The organism is Streptomyces kryoterrae (assembly GCF_054072135.1).
On record NZ_CM133358.1, the window covers coordinates 4,388,357 to 4,405,501 of the forward strand.

Here is a 17,145-nt window from a genome sequence, read left to right on the forward strand (position 1 = left end):
TCGGCAACCTTCGCTTGCGCGGCGACCACTGACGAGCAGACTCAGAGTCCTCTCCTGAGTCTCCGAGCTTCTGCGGAACAGCGCACTGTGTGCAAGGAGATCCGTCGTGAGTGACATCAACGAGCCCGGCCTCGCGGACCAGGCGGCCGGCAGGGGGCGGCGCTCGCGCGGTCGCCACCGGAAACGCTGGACCGTGACCGGCCTGCTGTTCGGTGTGTCGGCGGTGCTGGGGCCGTATCTGTTGCTTTCGCAGCCGGAGTCCGAGGCCGCGACGATCGACTCCACGGGCTACTACCGTCTGGTGTCGGTCAACAGCGGCAAGGCGCTGGAGGTGGCGGGGAGTTCAACCGCCGACGGCGCGGCGGTCGTCCAGCGCACCGACAACGGCGCCGCGAACCAGCAGTGGCGGCTGAAGTCCACCGACAGCGGCTACTTCGAACTGGTCAACCGCGAGAGCGGCAAACTGCTGCAGGTCAAGGGCGCTTCGAAGGCGGACAAGGCCTCGGTCGACCAGTCGGCCGGCTCCGGAGCCGCGAACCAGCAGTGGAAGATCACCGACCTGGACGGCGGCGCCATCAAGGTCGTCAACCGGGGCAGCGGCAAGGTGCTGGACGTCAGGGCGCGTTCCACCGCCGACGGCGCGGGGATCATCCAGTACAGGGCGAACGGCGGCGCCAACCAGCAGTGGAAGCTGGCGGCGGTCCCCGGCAGCGACGCTTCGGCGAGCCCCTCACCGTCGGCCACCGCTTCCGCCTCGCCTTCCGCCTCGCCCTCGGTCTCGCCTTCGGCCTCTGCCTCCGCCTCCGCCTCCGCCTCCCCGAGTGCCGACGGCGGCACACTCGCGCAGAAGCTCACCGTCTCCAAGGTGACGCTTCCGGCAGCCTTCGGCTACCAGCAGTCCGGCTACAACCAGCTTCCGGAGTGGACCCGCGTCGACACCCAGGCGGCCCCCGACGGTTCGGTGCGGGTGGCCTGGCCGGCGTCCGACGGCGTCCATGTGACCTCACTGTCACCGGCCCTGGCACGACAGGGCTCCGACACCGTGGTCCCGGACACCGAGGAAGTCAGCGGGCTCGTCGCCCACGACAACGGCTTCGCGCTGCTGACCAGAGTTCCGGACACCAACAAGTGGGGTGACACGGCCGCCGCCCTGATCCGCTACAAGGACGGCTCCGCCCTCTTCAGCAAGAAGCTGACCGGGACCGCCAGCAACGACACCTCTCCCGTGCTGGACGGCGCGCTGAAGTGGAACGGCAGCAAGTACGGCGCCTATTTCGTCGTACACGGCGCGGGCGGCTTCGCCGACGGGCACTACGGCGACAAACTGGCCTACGTCGACGACGCCGGGACCACGAAGTCCGGCGGCTGGGACTGGGGTTGCAGCCACAACGAGGGCATAGCCCTGGCCCCGGCGGCCTCCGGTGACTTCCCCTCCCTCTGCTTCGACGACTGGCGGTCCGGGCTGTTCGTCAGCACCGGGATCAGCGCTCCGGACGACGCCCCCGTCATACAGCGCGAGCAGTGCTGGGCGGGTTACTGCGGAGGCGCGTACCCCGGCAACTCCGGGGACCTGGTGAAGACCTCCACCGGTGGGTACGCCACGGCCTTCGCCGACCGGGGAGCGGCCTCGGCGGTCAAGAACACCGCGGACAGCAGCGGCCGTGGCTGGACCGTCACGCCCAGGACCGACACCCACCAGGTGGCGGTCGCGTTCCTGAAGGACGCCTCGACCCCCGGCAGCGTGGTGACGCTCACCGACGACCCCGGCACCGATCACCGCAACGTCCGCATCACCCCGTACGGCGGGAACCTGCTGGTCTCGTGGGAGAGCGTCGCCGGCGCCACCTGCAAGGACGGCACCTGCACCGGGAGGTTCACCGGCACCCACCTCCAGGTCGTCGACGGCACCGGAACACCGGTCGTGGCGGACCAGGTGGTGGACGCCCGTATCGCCGGAGACATCGCGACCCTGCCGGACGGCAGCCTGGCCTGGGCCTTCGCGTCCTCCACTCCCGACTACAGCTCCGCGATGTCCGGCACCTCCCCGACCACCACGACCCTGTCGATCGCACATCTCACCGACTGAAACGCGGAACTGCGGCTGTCCGCGCAGTCGCAGTAGATACCGCCCTCAGGTTGCCGCCCACCGCCGTCAGGTTGCCGCCGGATTTTTCCCACAGACAGGGCAGAACTTCCTACACCTCGAATTGAGGTGATGTGCGTCACGCCGGAATTGCGCTCGATGATGCCGATTGACTGGTTACCGATGGTAATAACTACGTTTTTTAGGGACCGATCGGGACCTTGCCACCATGAGCGGGTCATTCGGTAGACCTATCGGGGTGATGGTCGAGGTTGCGAAAGGGATGCCTTTGGCCTGGTGACAGGTGTGTGCGAGTGGTCGAAGGAGTGTGGAAACGGCTGGATTTCCAGACTCCCGGGTTCCGGACAAACCCTGGTGTGAACGCCCGACAGCAGCGCGGCCGTTCGTTGCCCGACGCGCTCGGCGCTCCCCATAATGACCGAGCTCTGCAGGGCCAAGGCTGGCGAATGAGCCGTGGGGGCCATTCGCAGACGGTAAACGGATCACTGAGAGAGGCTACGCATGACCAAGCACCGCCAGAAATCGAGCCGCCGGAGGATAGCCGGTGCGGCAGCCGCCGTGTTGGTCGTGGGTGCCGTGGGTATTCCTTCGGTCGCCCAGGCGAGCGACAGCGGGCTGGGCGGCTGGCGCATCGTCTCGTTCTCATGGTGGGGATGGGGCAAGTCGGATGCGGTAGCCGCCCCGACGCCCTCGCGGTCACCCGTCGCGTCCGCAACCGCGTCCCCGACCGCCTCGGGCACCCCCGCCTCCGCCACCACCGCTCCGTCCGCCACCCCGAGCGCCTCTCCCTCCAGCGCCGCCCCGAGCGCGTCACCGTTGGTGTCCAGCAGCCCGACGGCCACGCCCACCGCCGGCACGCTCGACGAGTACACCCCGCCGTCGAGCCCTTCGCCCGCCGCGAGCGCCGACAGCACCCCCAGTGCCTCCGCCGGCACATCGGACTCCGGTCCCACGGATCGTGTGCTGGTCCTCGTCAACGCCGAACGCACAAAGGCCGGTTGCGCGCCGCTGACCGAGAACGCCAAGCTCACCAAGGCCGCTCAGGACCACAGCCAGGACATGGCCGATCACACGAACATGTCCCACACCGGTTCCGACGGTTCGTCCATGAGCGACCGGCTCTCCCGCGTCGGGTACACGTTCAGGTCGGCGGGCGAGAACGTCGCCGCCGGGTACAACACTCCCGAGAGCGTCATGGACGGCTGGATGAACAGCTCCGGTCACCGGGCCAACATCCTCAACTGCGGCTTCAAGGAGATCGGTATCGGCCTGGCCCAGCCGGGCTACTACTGGACCCAGGACTTCGGCTCGGCCGCGTAGCCCCACCCCTGGCGTGTCCGGCCTGCCCCTGCTGGCGACGGACACGATCGGCCCTCGGCTGGAGGACAACCTGCTCGGGCGGACGCGGCGAAACGACACACGCACGACCACTCTCCGCTGAAGCAAATCGCCGAACGAGCGGTCCTGGCCGCACTTACGTCCGTCGCGGCAACGGCCTCACTCACCGTCGGCGCGACGAGCGCGTTCGCGATCAACGAAGGCACGTGCAGCCGGAGAGTGCGACGCCCGGGCTACTCACCGGCGCCGTGGTCGCCGGGCTGCCGGACCCCGTGCACTCACCCCGGGGATTCGTCCGGAGGCGGCTGCTCGACAAGATGCCGCCCGAGCGGGCCGTCGTACCTGCTGTGCAGTCGCCTCCCGCCCCTCGACGCTCCCTGCTGATGGAATGCACCGACTGCGGGGTGCCGGGGCGGGCGGAGGCTCTGCCCGGTGGGCTCTGCCGAGGTTGCCGCAGTCAGGACGATCGGGGCGGGCCAGGAGTGACCGGGCAGGCGACACGCCGCCCCAATCCGACCGTGCGCGCCCTGGCCGCACAGGTGCGCGCCGGGATGCGTGCGACTCGGCGCGCCTGTCTTTCGGCTGGATAGGGCTGCTGAGCGCCGAGGAGGCGCCTTGGGCGACAGGTTCAGGCACCGGTCTCGCCGGTTGCCCCCCTCCTCATGCCCTCAGCCATCTCGCGTAGCTGCCTCACCTGATCGGCAGTGAGGCGTCTGACGAGCCAGAGCAATTCGGCGACCTCGGCAGTCTGCGCGGATGGTTGCGGACTTGATTCCTTGACAGGCAGGTTCGTCAGGGATGACAGGACTGGCGCAGGAACACCCAGCACCACCGCGAGAGCCGCCAGGAGATCAGAGTCGAGGTCCTTTTTGCCGCGCCCCACCGCCCCGATGGTCGACGCCGAGAGATGCACTCCGCTCATCAGAGATAGCACCTGGGCGGACTTGATCCAGTTCAAATTGCGTAGGGCAAGCAGTCGTACCAAGAGGCCACCGAATCCCGGTGGGTACTGCTGGTAGAGATGGGGCACGCGGTGTGGTTGGGTTCGCGGCTCTTGCGGAAGAGCACGCGCGTAGTCGCACAGTTGCTTCGTGCCCGACGCGGGAAGTTGCAGTGCGCTGCGCACCAGACGAGGTAGTTCGCCGCCCGCCTGGTCGTCCTGAGGCAGTGCCTCATCAGGGACAGCCACACCGGCGATGAGGAAAACGTCCGGCCTGTGCAGGCTGAGGGCATCTGCGACGGTGTTCAGGAGATCCGGGCCTGGTTTCTCATCGGCAAGCCGCAGGTTCCGAACCGTCTCACGCAGTTCGGGATCCACAGCACCTGCGTCTCCGCCGTCCAGGAGACGGTTCAGCAGTACATCGAAGCTGGGGTACTCCCGGTGCGTCATATCGCCGCCAGTTGCCAGTAGTCGCTCGGTGTCGATCGGACAGCCCACGGGGGCAGTCTCCATGAGACTGCCCCCGGTGGAACCATTACCAGCTCAGAACCCTATTGTCGGCCCCGAGTAATAATCCCAGGCATCGTCGGTGAAGCCCCATCCGTGTCGGCGGAAGGCGGCGCGGGTGACCTCGATGAGCGGCATGAACCCCTCTGTGTCCGCCGGCCGGTAGTGACCGGAGAAGTTGTCGATATGGGAGATCACACCATCCGCGTCGACATCGAAGGTGCCTGCCATGCTCACCGGCTGCCGATCGCCCAGGGAAGTATGCCCAGCGTCCGGGTTCAAGTCGTACATGGAGTTGTTCTCCATGGCACGGACCGACCCGTCCTGTCGGACGATGAAGTGGTACTCGCCTTGCGCGAGGGCCGAGTTGGGCGCGATCCCTGCGTCCGGCGGGAGGGTGCCCTGGTCTGTGTGGTCGACGCCCTCCCGGAACGGCTTCCAGTCCTTCGCCTCGCAGTTGTGGACGAGGACGGATGTGCCGCCCGCAACGACGTAGTACGTGTGCAGGTCACTGACTGTGAGGTTGTGAACCGTCGCCCACAGCGTCGTCCAGCGCTCGACTGCGGTGACCTTCACATACGTGCCAGCGCTCGTGCGCAACAACTCGCCGGGCTTGAGGTCGGTGGCGTGGATCCATGCCTTCAGCTCGGGCACCCAGAACGGGTGGCCGTCCGTCGCGGTCACTGCGGCCGTCTTCGAGCCGCCCTTGCCGTCAACGTCGACGGTGACCTTGACCAGGCGCTTGAAACCTTGGCCCTTGATCTCGGCAGTGACCGTCTCAACGGTTGACTTGCCGGTCTCCGGATCCGTGGCCAGGACCTTGTCGCCGACCTTGACGTCCTTGATCCGCTTGGTGGAACCGTCGGCCATGAGCACGAGCGTGTCCGGCATGAAGCTGTTGCAGGTGGCGCCCTCGCCGTCGGGCGAACCACCACTCGACCCCGAGTCGTCCCGGCCCGAATCGCCCCGCTTGCCACCCGACTTGGATTCCGCCCGGCCCCCGCCGGACGACCCCTTCTGCTGGGAGGTCTTACGAGCCTGGACCTGTGGAGTATTACCCCGCGCGCCCTTCGACCCTGTGTGGGACTTCTTCTTCGCGGCCTCCGCCGCGGCTTTGGCCGCCTCTCTGGCCTTGCGTTTCGCTTCGGCCGCCGCTGCCTCCGCCGCCTTCTTGGCCTTGATCAGCGCTGCTTTGGCTGCCTTCGCCGCCTTGAGGCCGATCTCCGCCGCGGCTTTCGCCACCTTCCAGGCCTTCACCGCGCCCATCGTCGCCTTGAACGCCTTGAACATCTTCTTGCCCTTGGAGAAGACGCTCGTCCACGGAATCGCGTCCATCAGCAGGCTGCCGCACGCCCACAGGTCACCCTGGGAGAAGCAGCCGACCACGTCGTTCCAGCCGATGAACTCCTTGAACACCGCCCATCCGACCGAAAGGATCACGTCGCCGATCGACGTCGACAGGGTGCGCTGGTAGTCCGCAATCTTCGCGTCCAGTGCCGCGATCGATGCGTCGAAGCTCGACGCCGACGACGTCAGACCGGACGGGTCGGAGTGTGTGACCGGATTGTTGTTGGCGTACGAGTAGCCGTTCGCCTGAAGCGGATCGCTCTGGTCAATGACCGGGTCCGCCGAGAGGAAACGGCCCGTCGCCGGGTCGTACTCACGTGCGCCCAGATGCACCAGACCCGCTGCCTTGTCAGCGTCACCTGTAGCGAACGCCGTGCGCGAGCGTGCTGTGACATAGGACGTACGGTCCTCGCCCCACGGGTCCTTCTTCGTGACGCGGACGGCCTGGCCCCCGTCCAACCGGACTTCGGCCAGCGGGGTGCCGTTGTGATCGACCGCTTGGGCGAACAGGTGCTCGCTGGCACCGGACGTGGAGGACGCCTCCCGGAAACGCGTCACCGTCGGGGCCCCCGGGTGACCGTAAGAACGCTCGGCCGAGCGAAGCTTGCCTGACACGGTCAACGAGATGCTCGTGTCAGGCAGGTGCAGCACCGCGCCGGCCGAGGAGCGCTCCAGCACGCGGTTGCCCATGGCGTCGTACACATACGTCGTCTTCGAGGCCGGCTTGAACACCTGGCCCGTCGCCGATGCCGAGCAGGTCGCCAGGACCAGGTCGGTGCTGTTCGCGGTCGACGGGGCGTTCATGCACAGGGTGGTGCCCTTGAGCTTGAGGAGGCCCGTGTCCTGGACCTCCCAGAGCTGCGTCGCCGTGTCCTTGTTGCAGGGCTGGACCTGGACCGCCGCGCCTGCCGCCGCGCTGGTCGGCTGGGCGCAGGCACCCGCGACCACGAACTGTCCGATGGTCGCGCTCTCGACCGTGCCGTTGTTGTCGGCGTCGAGGGCCTTGAGGCGGAAGTTCTGTGCCTTGGACGCGTTGCAGACGTAGATCTGAATGACACCACCGGCCGCGGGGTTGCCACCGGCGAGGTCCAGGCACATGTCGGACGCGCCCAGCCAGGGACCGGAGCCGTCCGGGCCGAAGCCGGTGACCGTCTCGACCTGGCCGTCCCAGGTCCAGGTGAGGCCCTGGGACGTGTCGCCGCCGGTGGAGCGGTTGATGAGGTTGCCCGCCGCGTCGTACGTCTGCGTGGAGCGGGTCTTCACCTCGGCCCCGGCCGAAGTGTGGCTCGTTGCGTCGTACGAGGTCAGGGTGTGCGGCTGGTCGTTCTTGACCGCCGTGTCCTCGCTCTTGCCGTAGTTGTAGGCGGTGGACACGTCGCTCGTGGTCACCCGGGCGCCGGCCGTGGTGAAGGTCGGGTCCGCCTTGTAGACCGTCTTCGACTTGCGGTTGCCCAGCACGTCGTAGTCGTACGACTGCCAGTAACCGTCGTTGTTGGACGAGACGTTGACCTTGCCGTCGGAGTACACCGGCTCGGCCGTCGTCTTGCCGGCGGCCGTGCAGGCGCCGCCGCTCGGCGTGGTCCAGGCGGTCTTCAGCTGGCCCAGCGTGTCGTACGTGAAGCACTGCTGGTCGACGGCGGCCGTGCCGGTCTTGTCGGCGACGGAGAGGATGTTGCCCGAGGGGTCGTAGGCGTAGGCCCGCTTGCTCACCGTGTTGCCGGTGATGCTGGTGTCCGTCGCGTTCTCGCGGACGAGCTTGCTGGTCAACAACTCACCGGTGGACTCGTCGAAGCTGTTGTCCTGCCAGACGCGGTGGCCGACCTCGCCAACCGTGGAGCGCATCACCTGGCCGTAGGGCGAGTAGGACGTGTCGGCGACGTACCAGTCCCGGCCGGAGACGGTGGTGGGGAGTCCGGCCTCGTTGTATCGGGTGATGACCGACTCAGCGGTCAGACCACCAACCTCCGGAGTCGTGTACTTCTCCAGCTGACCGTCGTCGTTGTACGTGTAGTCGTACGTGTAGTTGGTCTTGAAGCCGTCCGCGGTCGTGCCGGAAGTCGTTCCGTCGGGCAGCGTCAATGTCATGGATGTCGGCTGGTAGTCGGCCGTGTAGCCGCCGATCGATGTTTTGTACGCCTTACCACCATCGTTGTAGCGGGTGGCGCTGGCGAGCTGACTCTTGCCGCCGGGCGCCGAGTCGTACGCGAACGACTGGACTGCCGTACCCGAAGTGGAACCCGCCGGGGTGAACTTGATCTCCGAGACTCGGTTGTAACGCTCGTAGCTGTACGAGAGCTTCCCGCCGAGGCCGTCGGTCGCCGTGCCCACGCGGCCGTAGGCGTCGTAGTCGGTGTGCGTAGCCCCGGTGTCCGGGTCCGTGGCATCCGTGACACGGCCGAGCGCGTCGTACGTCCACGTCCGGGTGTGGCCGACCTCGTCCGTGGACCTGAACATGTCTCCGCGCACGTCGTACTCGTACGTGGTGGAGATCGCGCCGGCCTCGGTCAGCGTCGTGTCGCTGTACGTGTCCTGCTGGACCGTGCGGCCCAGGGCGTCCGTCCACACCCGGGAGCCGGGGGTGCCCTTCGGCTGGCGGACGATCGTGTAGTCGAGGCCGTACTCGTAGCGGGTGCGGCGGTCCGTGGTCTGCACCGTCGCGTTGCCGTCGGCGGCCGGGGAGCCCGTCTGCGGGAAGGAGTGGTGGACGGGCGTGACGGTCAGGACGCGGCCCAGGCCGTCGTACGTGTAGGTGGTGGCGTTGGGAACGAGGGACTCGGAGACGGGGACGATCAGGTCGGTGCCGGGGTCGCCCGCCATGTAGTAGGCGTTGCGGGTGAAGCTGACCTGGCCGGCCGCGTTGTGGAAGGTGTCGGTGATCAGCTTGCCGCCGCCCACCGCCGGGGTCTGGGACTGGCGTTCGCGGCCCAGGCCGTCGTAGATCGCGGTGGACGCGGTGTACACGCCGTCGCCGGAGGCGCTGGTCGGGTTGTCCTGGAGCGACTCGGTGACCACGGACACCGGCTTGCCGTCGACCGTGTTGTACGTGTACTTCGCGTCGGGGTCGTCCGTGCCGGACTGGGTCGGGCCCCAGGCCGCCGTGGTGCGGCCCAGCGGGTCGTACGCGAACGACGTCACCCGGTTGTTGGCGTCCTTCGAGGTCAGGGTCGCGCCACGGCCGGGCTCCACGGTCGTGGTCGAGACGAGCCCCGTCTCCGCGCCGGCGCTGTCGAGCTTGGTGCCCTGGACCGTCCTGATCTCGTAGACCTGGCCGGAGTCAGGCGTGTAGGTCGTGAGGTTGGTCAGCCCGCTCGGGTCCACCACCTTGGTGACGCGGCCGAAGTCGTCGTACGTCGTCCGCGACTCGGGGTTGGTGGTCTCCCAGCCCGTGCCCGCTCCCGTGGGCGTCTGGGTAAGGGTCGACTGCCCCTTGGTGGGCGTCGCCCCCAGTTCGGTGGAGCCGTCGTAGTAGACGCGCGAGCCGCTGACCAGTGTCGTGGCCGTGGCCGACGACAGTGCCGTCGAGCAGGTGCTCGTGCCGGTCGTCGTGATCGTCTGGGTGACCAGGCCGATCAGGTAAACACTGTCCGTGCCACCGGAGTTGTTGTTCACGTACGACGTGCGGGTGCACGTGTCGTCGGTGGTCTTCGCCTTGTCGCCGTACTCGCGGACGACGGTCGGCAGACCGTCCGCGTCGTAGTCGGTCTGCGTCTCCACCGTGCGCAGCGTCGCGGAGTCGCCGGGGCGGGTGCCCGAGGACTTGGTGATCGTCTGCACCTTGCCGAGCGTCACCCGCTCGGACACCACATCCGGACCGTCCGTCCGGTCACGGGTGGCCAACCGCACTGGCGCATTGGGGTAGTTGACCGTGCGGGACAGCCAGCCCGACGATGTGACGGCGTTGGAGTCGGGGTACGTCAGCGACTCCGCGACCATGCCCGCGTACGCCTTGCGGTCGTCCGCGATGTCCGCGCCGGTGATGTCCTTGAACTTGAAGGAGCGCTTGACGTCGTCCTTCGGGTTCGTCGGTGTGTCGTCCTTCAGGACGTCGTCGCCCATGCCCCGGAAGTAGCGGGTGACCGACTTGGAGGCGACGCTGCCGTCAGGGGCCGACGGGACGCCGGAGATGGTCGTGATGACCGGGTAGCCGCGCCAGTCGTCCCAGGTGCGGGTCTTCGGGCGGGAGAACTCCGCCTGGTTCTTGGCCCACAGGGCACCGACCGTCTTGTCGGAGGTGTCCGTCTCGTACTCGTACGTCGTCGTGACGTCCGTCGCGTCCGCCAGCTGCGGATACTCGGTGATCGACCCGACCACGTACTTGTGGAACCAGGAGATCCGTTTGTCGGTCAGCTCGCCGTCCGCGTGCCAGTAGGCCGGGTAGCAGCGCAGCGTGTTCTTGTCGACCTCGGGGAAGTTCTCGCCGGTCGCGCAGGCGCCGTCCGGTGCCAGGTACGTGACGTGCGTCCGGCCTCCGTACTCGGAGACCACGTCCTGGATGCGCAGGCGGCCGAAGAGGGGGTCCGTGTCGCCCGACGCCTTCTTCACGCGGTTGGGCAGGACGAGCTTGTTGCGGCCGAAGATCACCGGGTTCAGGCGGTCGGTCGAACCGTCGACCGCGTAACCGGTACGGGTGATCGACTCCAGCCAGAGGGCCGTGTATTCGCCGGTCAGGCCCCACGGGAACGACTGGGCCAGGCTCCAGGAGTCCACCTTCGAGAGGGCGGTGGTGCCGTACGTCGAGTCGTCGATGCCGCAGGCGTTGCGGGCACCCGTGTCGTCGGCCGAGTTGTACTCGGTGAGCTTGACGCCCTGCTGGCGCTGGGCGCACGCCGTCACCGTCGCCAGGCGCTTGCGCGACCAGAACGTGGGGGCGTACGTCGAGCACTTCGCGTTCGTCTTGCAGGCCAGGTCCGCCGGGGTGTCGAACCACGGGCGGGTCAGGTACGACTGCTTGGAGTCGAAGCTCGTGTTGGAGCAGTCCCAGGTGTTGTCGCCGTCCTTCTCGAAGCAGCGCTCCTGGGCGGTGAACTTCATGCGGCCCAGCGGCTCGGCGGAGAAGAGGGTGTTCGCGCGCTGGCCGTAGTCGATGCGGGTCAGGTAGCCGGCCCGGTCGTAGGCGACCGCCTTGGCTTCCTTGTTGTTCTTCGCGTAGGCGTTGGTCTCCTTGTCCCACCACAGCGACATCGCGTTGCCGTTGAGGTCGACCACGTAGTCGAGCTGGAAGCGCCAGCCCTGGTCGCAGAAGGAGTCCTCGAACTTCGTCGCGTAGCAGGGGTCCGCGGGGATGTTCTTCGCGGCGTCACCGGGGTGGTTGCCCGCGACCGGCACGTTCAGGACCGAGTCGGTCTCCTCCTTGCCGGACGTCCAGCCCGGCAGGCGGTTCATGCCGAAGTAGTACTGGGTGCCGTCGCTGGTGGTGACCCGCCAGAACTCCCCGTTGTTGTCACCGTTGTTGGAGCTGGAGATGCCGGTGATGCGGGTGTAGTCGGCCGAAGTCAGCAGCTCCACGCGGGTGTTGTCGCCGCGGGAGGTCTTCCACGTGCCGTCGGCGTCGCTCTTCACCAGTTCGGTGGTCGTGCCGTTCAGCGTCAGCACCGCGTTGTTGGAGCCCCAGCACTGGTCGCCGGTGAAGTGGCCCTTGTTGTTCGCACCCGAGGTGTCCGCCGCGCAGCCCACGAAGGTACGGGTGATCGCACCCGGGTTGTAGTCCCAGCCCTCGCCGATCCAGGAGACCTGGTTGTTGGTGCCGGACGTACGCCCGTCGGAGGACTGCGAGTTGTAGCTCAGCGTCACGTTCGGCGTCGGGCCCGAAGGCGCCTCCGGACCGGCCATCGTGTAGGCGTACGTGAAGGCGCCCGACGAGCCGCCCTGCGACCAGGTGCCCGCCGAGGACAGCGGGGTCGCGGCGAAGTCGCCGCCCGCGCCCGCGCCGTAGGAGGTGCCGACCAGCAGGCCGCCCGCGGAGTCGGCCACCTGCTGCACGCCGGTCCGGGCGTCGCCGTGCCAGACGGCGGAGTCGACGGAGCCCTTGTCGGTGCTCACGGCCGTGGAGGTGCTGGTGGACGTGGCCGTGGACACCGAGGCCAGGGCGGCGGTGTCCACGGTCAGGTTGAGCAGGGTCTCCTGGATGTCCTTGCTGGTGGCGGTGGAGTCGGACGTCTCGTCGGTCGCGGTGTCCTCACCGGGGTCCGCCTCCGAGCCGGAGTCGTCGCCGCCCGCGTCGACCGAGACGGTCACCTCGTCGGTGGTGCGCTCGACCTCGGTGGTCACCGGGACGCCCGTGGAGCACTCCTCCAGCTCCGGCGTCGTCGCGTAGCAGGCCGGCATCAGGGCGAAGGACAGGCGGTCCAGCCACTGCGCGCTGTACGTCTCGGCGAAGCGGGTCGCGTCGATCTGGATGACCGCGTTGCCGGTGGCGGCGTCGGGGGCGTCGACCTGGAGCATGACGCCCTGCGTACCGGCGGCCACCGCGTCGGCCTCGGGCTTGACCGAGACGTTCCAGGCACCTTCGAGGGAGTCGGCCTGGGCCTGCGTCGCGTCGTCGGGTGCGGTCACACCGACGGTCAGCGTGCCGTCGGTGGAGGCGGCGACCGGCTTGGGCGGGCCGCCCGCGGTCACGTCGGCGACCGGGGCGGTCACGTCGACGGCTGCGGGGACCTGGACCACGGCTGCCGGGGCGTAGTCGGTCAGCTTCTCCAGCGCGGGCGCTTCGAGTTGCTCCAGCTTGTCGGTCTTGGTCTCGTCGACCGGGACGGCGTCCGTCGCCTGGAGCTCGTCCAGCTCGACCGTCGTACGGGCGTCGTTGTCGGGGCCGAACGCCACGGCGCCCTGCAACGAGGTGACGTTGAGGGCGAGGAAAACGGCGGCGACGACTCCGAGTCGCGCTCTTCGGCGGAACAACCGATCACGTGGTGATCTCTCCGTCAGCCAACCTCTGCCGCACCACGACAAGCCCCCACGCATGGCGGACCGACCTCTCCCCGTTTCCCCGTATCACCGTGTGCCGCAGCCATCCGGAAAACGTTCCGAGTGATGGCACACGGTGATCAATGACGGGATGAAATTCGCGCGTCGTAAAGATCCGCGTCAAGGCTGGATAAGTTTGTGTTAGCTATGTCACGCGCCAAATTCAGACAAAGAACGGCAAAGAATCTCCGTAGCCCGCAGTCACTTACGCCCCTCCTACTTCTCGGCTTCACAGGGGTGTTGATCTCGCCGGGGTGGCTTGCACATACTCCACACGTCCAACACGGGGGGTCGTGCGTTCAAGCGAGGCCCAAGGACAACGGGAGAAGGGTCCCTTGAGCGACCACGAAAGTCATGACGTTCCATCAACGCCCCCTGGCAGACGGGGAGTTCGACGCGGCGTCGCCGCAGCGGTCGCGCTCGCGCTGCTGGCCGGCGGTGCCACGGTCCTGGCCCTGAGCGACGACGGGCCGGCCACGGAGAGGTCGCCCGCCGCGGGCGCGAAGGCCAAGGCGGCGAAGAGCGAGGTCAGCGCCGAGGACACGGCTCAGAAGAAGGCTCGCAGGACCGGCAAGAAGGTCGAAGTGGCCGCTCTGACCGACGAGTTCTCCCAGACCTTCGCCAATCCCGACGGCTCCTTCACGTACACGGCCTCCGTCGCGCCGGTGCGGGCGAAGAACGCCCGCGGGAAGTGGGCGCCGGTCGATGTCTCGCTGCGGGAGGGAGAGGCCGGCTGGTCCACCGTCAACAGCCCCTATCCCGTGACCTTCGCGTCGGGGGACCCGGACTACAGCCCCGCCGCAGGCAAATCGAAGGCAAAAAACGCGGGCTTCTCCGGTAAAGCCACAACCAATCACGCGATCTTCGCAACCTCCACCCGAGAGAACACCGCGCATTCCTCAGGTGAATCACAGGTCAACGGCACGCGTTCCGCCGACACCGTCGCCGATGCCGCCGAGAACGCCTGGACGCCGCTCCTGACGATGTCCGCCGAGGGTCACGAGATCCAGGTCGAGTGGCCCGGCGGGCTCCCCGAGCCGGTCGTCGAGGACAACAGGGCGCTGTACGAGAACGTACTGCCGGACGTGGACCTGATGCTGACCGCGCGGGACACCGGGTACACCCATGTCCTGGTCATCCACACCCCCGAGGCCGCCGCCGCGCTGGCCGCCGACCCGCCCCGCTACCGCTTCACCTCGCCCACCCTCGCCTTCTCCCTCGACCCGTCCGACGACGTCGTGCACGGCAAGGACAAGGACGGCAACGAGATCACCGTCTCCCCCACCCCGTTCCTCTGGGACTCGGCGGGCACGCACGACACCGACACCCCGGCCGCCGACCCGGACGCCGCCGTCGGCAGCAACGAGGACGCCGAGGACGTCGAGACCTGGACCTCGGAGGCGGACAAGTCCGCCGAGGCCGACCCGGAGGACGGCACCGGCGGTTCCGGGAGTTCGTCGGACGACTCCGACTCCCGGCTCGACGGCGCGGACGCCGACCCCGCCGCCTACGCCCTCCCGGCCGCCGCGGCGAACGAGACCCTCGCGCTGCCCGCCGTGAACGGGCCCGGCGAGGGCGCGCACGCCACCACCGCGGGGGCCGCCCTGAACCAGGTCAGCCGCGTCCTGACCATCGACCCGCCGAGCGGGTACCTCGACGGGACCGGCGCCAAGGCCCCGGTGTACCCGCTGTTCCTGGACCCGTCCACCACCGCGACCCGGTCCAACTGGACCACCGTCTACAAGAAGTACCCCAGCTCCAGCTTCTACGACGGCGCCAACTACAACCAGGACACCAAGGAAGCCCGCGTCGGCTTCGAGCGGGACACCTGGGGCACCGCGCGGTCCCTCTTCAAGCTCAAGCTCCAGAAGAACATCAAGGACGCCGACGTCTCCAGCGCCACCCTGAAGGTCCTGGAGACCCACTCCTGGTCGTGCAGCAAGCGCACGATGCAGGTGTGGCGCACCGGCAACTTCTCCAGCTCCACCACCTGGAACAAGCAGCCCAGCTGGAGCCGGAAGATCACCTCGAAGTCGTTCGCGTACGGCTGGAAGTCGAACAGCTCCTGCCCCGACACGCACGTCAACTTCACCGTGACCTCGCTGGCCCAGGAGGCCGCGGACAACGCCTGGACCTCCTTCAACATCGGCCTGGTGGCCTCGACCTCCTCGTCCGCGCCGACCACCTCGTCGTCGACCCTGGAGACGGACACGTACTCCTGGAAGAAGTTCAAGGCCGAGGGCGAGGGCTCGCCGTCGGTGGCCATCACCTACAACCGCAAGCCCGGCCTGCCGACCTCCGTCACCATGAGCCCCGGCTCCTGCGACACCAGCGCGTCGCCCTACATCAACCTGGGCAAGACCGTCCCGACGATCAGCGCCAAGGCCACCGACCCCGACAGCGACCTCGCCAAGCTGGAGTTCGAGGTCTGGCGCGAGGGGTCGTACGACGCCACCCACAAGTACTTCTCCGACGCGGCGGACGACGGCGAGACCGCCTCGGTCAAGCTCAGCTCCGACAAGTTCACGCTGTCCAACGGCAGCAACTACGTGTGGCGGGTGCGTTCCTGGGACGCGAAGGTCAGCAGCGCCTGGTCGCCCACCAGCGGCTCCGGGTTCTGCCGCTTCCACTACGATGCCGACCTCCCCGACTCGCCCACCAACGTCACCTCGGTCCAGTTCCCCGCCGACACCGTCAACGACAGCGACGGCGACGTCTGGTCCACGGTCAAGTTCGGTACCGCCGGTGACTTCACCTTCACCAAGGGTGCCGACGCCGACATCGTGAAGTTCGTCTTCTCGATCAACAACACCACCTACGACCACTACGCCTGCGCGGGCACCAAGCAGGGCACGGGCGCTGCCACCTGCACCACCGTCATCACCTCGACGGAGAACTACACGGGGATGCAACCCCCCGCCGCCGGCCCCAACACCCTCTACGTCAAGGCCGTCGACTCGTCGGGCAACATCTCCCCCAACCCGTACAAGCACTCCTTCTACGTCACCCCGCGCCCGACGGCCGACAGCGCGGGCGACCTCAACGGTGACGGTTCCCCCGACTACGGGCACGTCACCGCCGCCGGGAACCTGTGGATCAACACGACGGACCAGAACGGCAAGTGGATCGTCAGCTCCTGGGGCCAGCACGACAACGGCACACTGCTGCGGGACGCCGGCACCGCCCCGCACATCTGGAACGGCGACAGCACGGCCCCCGCGTACTCGCTGGTGACCCACAACGGCGACTTCGCGCCCGGCGACGGTGTCACCGACTGGGTGATCCGTACGCCCGACAACCGGCTCTTCATCTACCCCGGTGACGGCTACGGCGCCATCAACGTCAGGGAACGCGTCGAGGTACGGCTGCCCGCCAACATGCCGGCCCCGTCCACCTGGTCCGAGATGAAGGCGGCCGGCGACCTCACCGGCGACGGCCGGCCCGAGCTGTTCGTCGCGGGTGGCGTGGGCGGCGGCGAGCTGTGGATCCTCTCCGGCTACACGGGCGGCGCCTTCACCACCGCCACCCAGCACACCACCACCTCCTGGGAGGGCCGGGACTTCGTGGCCATCGCCGACTACAACGGCGACAAGGCGATGGACATGACGTACCGGACCGCTTCGGGCAACATCGTGCTGCGCAAGGGCATCCTCGGCAGCGACGGGGTGAGCACGGTCCTCAGCAGCCTCGGCACGTCGGGCGGCAGCCTGGACGGCGACACCGTCTACGGCGCCACCAGCTTCACCCCCGCCGCCTACCCGCTGCTCTACGGCAGTCCGGACATCTCCGGCGACGGCATCCCCGACATGCTGGCGACGAACACCGCCGGCGCCCTGCTCCTGTTCGCGGGCACCGCCACCGCCAACGACACGTCCCCGGACACGCTGGACGCCGACGGTTGGACGACGGTGAAGCGACTGGGCTGACCCCGCAGGCGCACCACGAC

The 17,145-nt window shown here is 68.1% G+C and carries 5 protein-coding genes; 3 read left to right on the plus strand and 2 right to left on the minus strand.

Annotated features, from left to right (window positions below):
* Nucleotides 1-106: 106 nt before the first annotated feature.
* On the plus strand, nt 107-2,086 hold the full coding sequence (locus ACW4TU_RS18815) for an RICIN domain-containing protein (RefSeq protein WP_457429006.1): 1,980 nt from the start codon (nt 107-109) through the stop codon (nt 2,084-2,086).
* Between the two features lie 519 nt (nt 2,087-2,605).
* Nucleotides 2,606-3,424 carry a CAP domain-containing protein gene (locus ACW4TU_RS18820; protein WP_457429008.1) on the plus strand — a complete coding sequence of 273 codons (819 nt, stop codon included), beginning with the start codon at nt 2,606-2,608 and terminating at the stop codon, nt 3,422-3,424.
* Between the two features lie 646 nt (nt 3,425-4,070).
* On the opposite strand, the gene ACW4TU_RS18825 is transcribed toward ACW4TU_RS18820, so the two are convergent.
* Nucleotides 4,071-4,880 carry a hypothetical protein gene (locus ACW4TU_RS18825; RefSeq protein ID WP_457429010.1) on the minus strand — a complete coding sequence of 270 codons (810 nt, stop codon included), beginning with the start codon at nt 4,878-4,880 and terminating at the stop codon, nt 4,071-4,073.
* Nucleotides 4,881-4,925: 45 nt separating this feature from the next.
* Entirely contained in the window at nt 4,926-13,133 is an 8,208-nt protein-coding gene (locus ACW4TU_RS18830) for a ricin-type beta-trefoil lectin domain protein (protein WP_457429012.1), read from the minus strand.
* A gap of 401 nt (nt 13,134-13,534) precedes the next feature.
* Here ACW4TU_RS18830 and ACW4TU_RS18835 point away from each other — a divergent pair, with 401 nt between their 5' ends.
* A complete protein-coding gene (locus ACW4TU_RS18835; protein ID WP_457429014.1) occupies nt 13,535-17,125 on the plus strand; it encodes an FG-GAP-like repeat-containing protein in 3,591 nt (1,196 codons plus the stop codon).
* Nucleotides 17,126-17,145 lie beyond the last annotated feature (20 nt).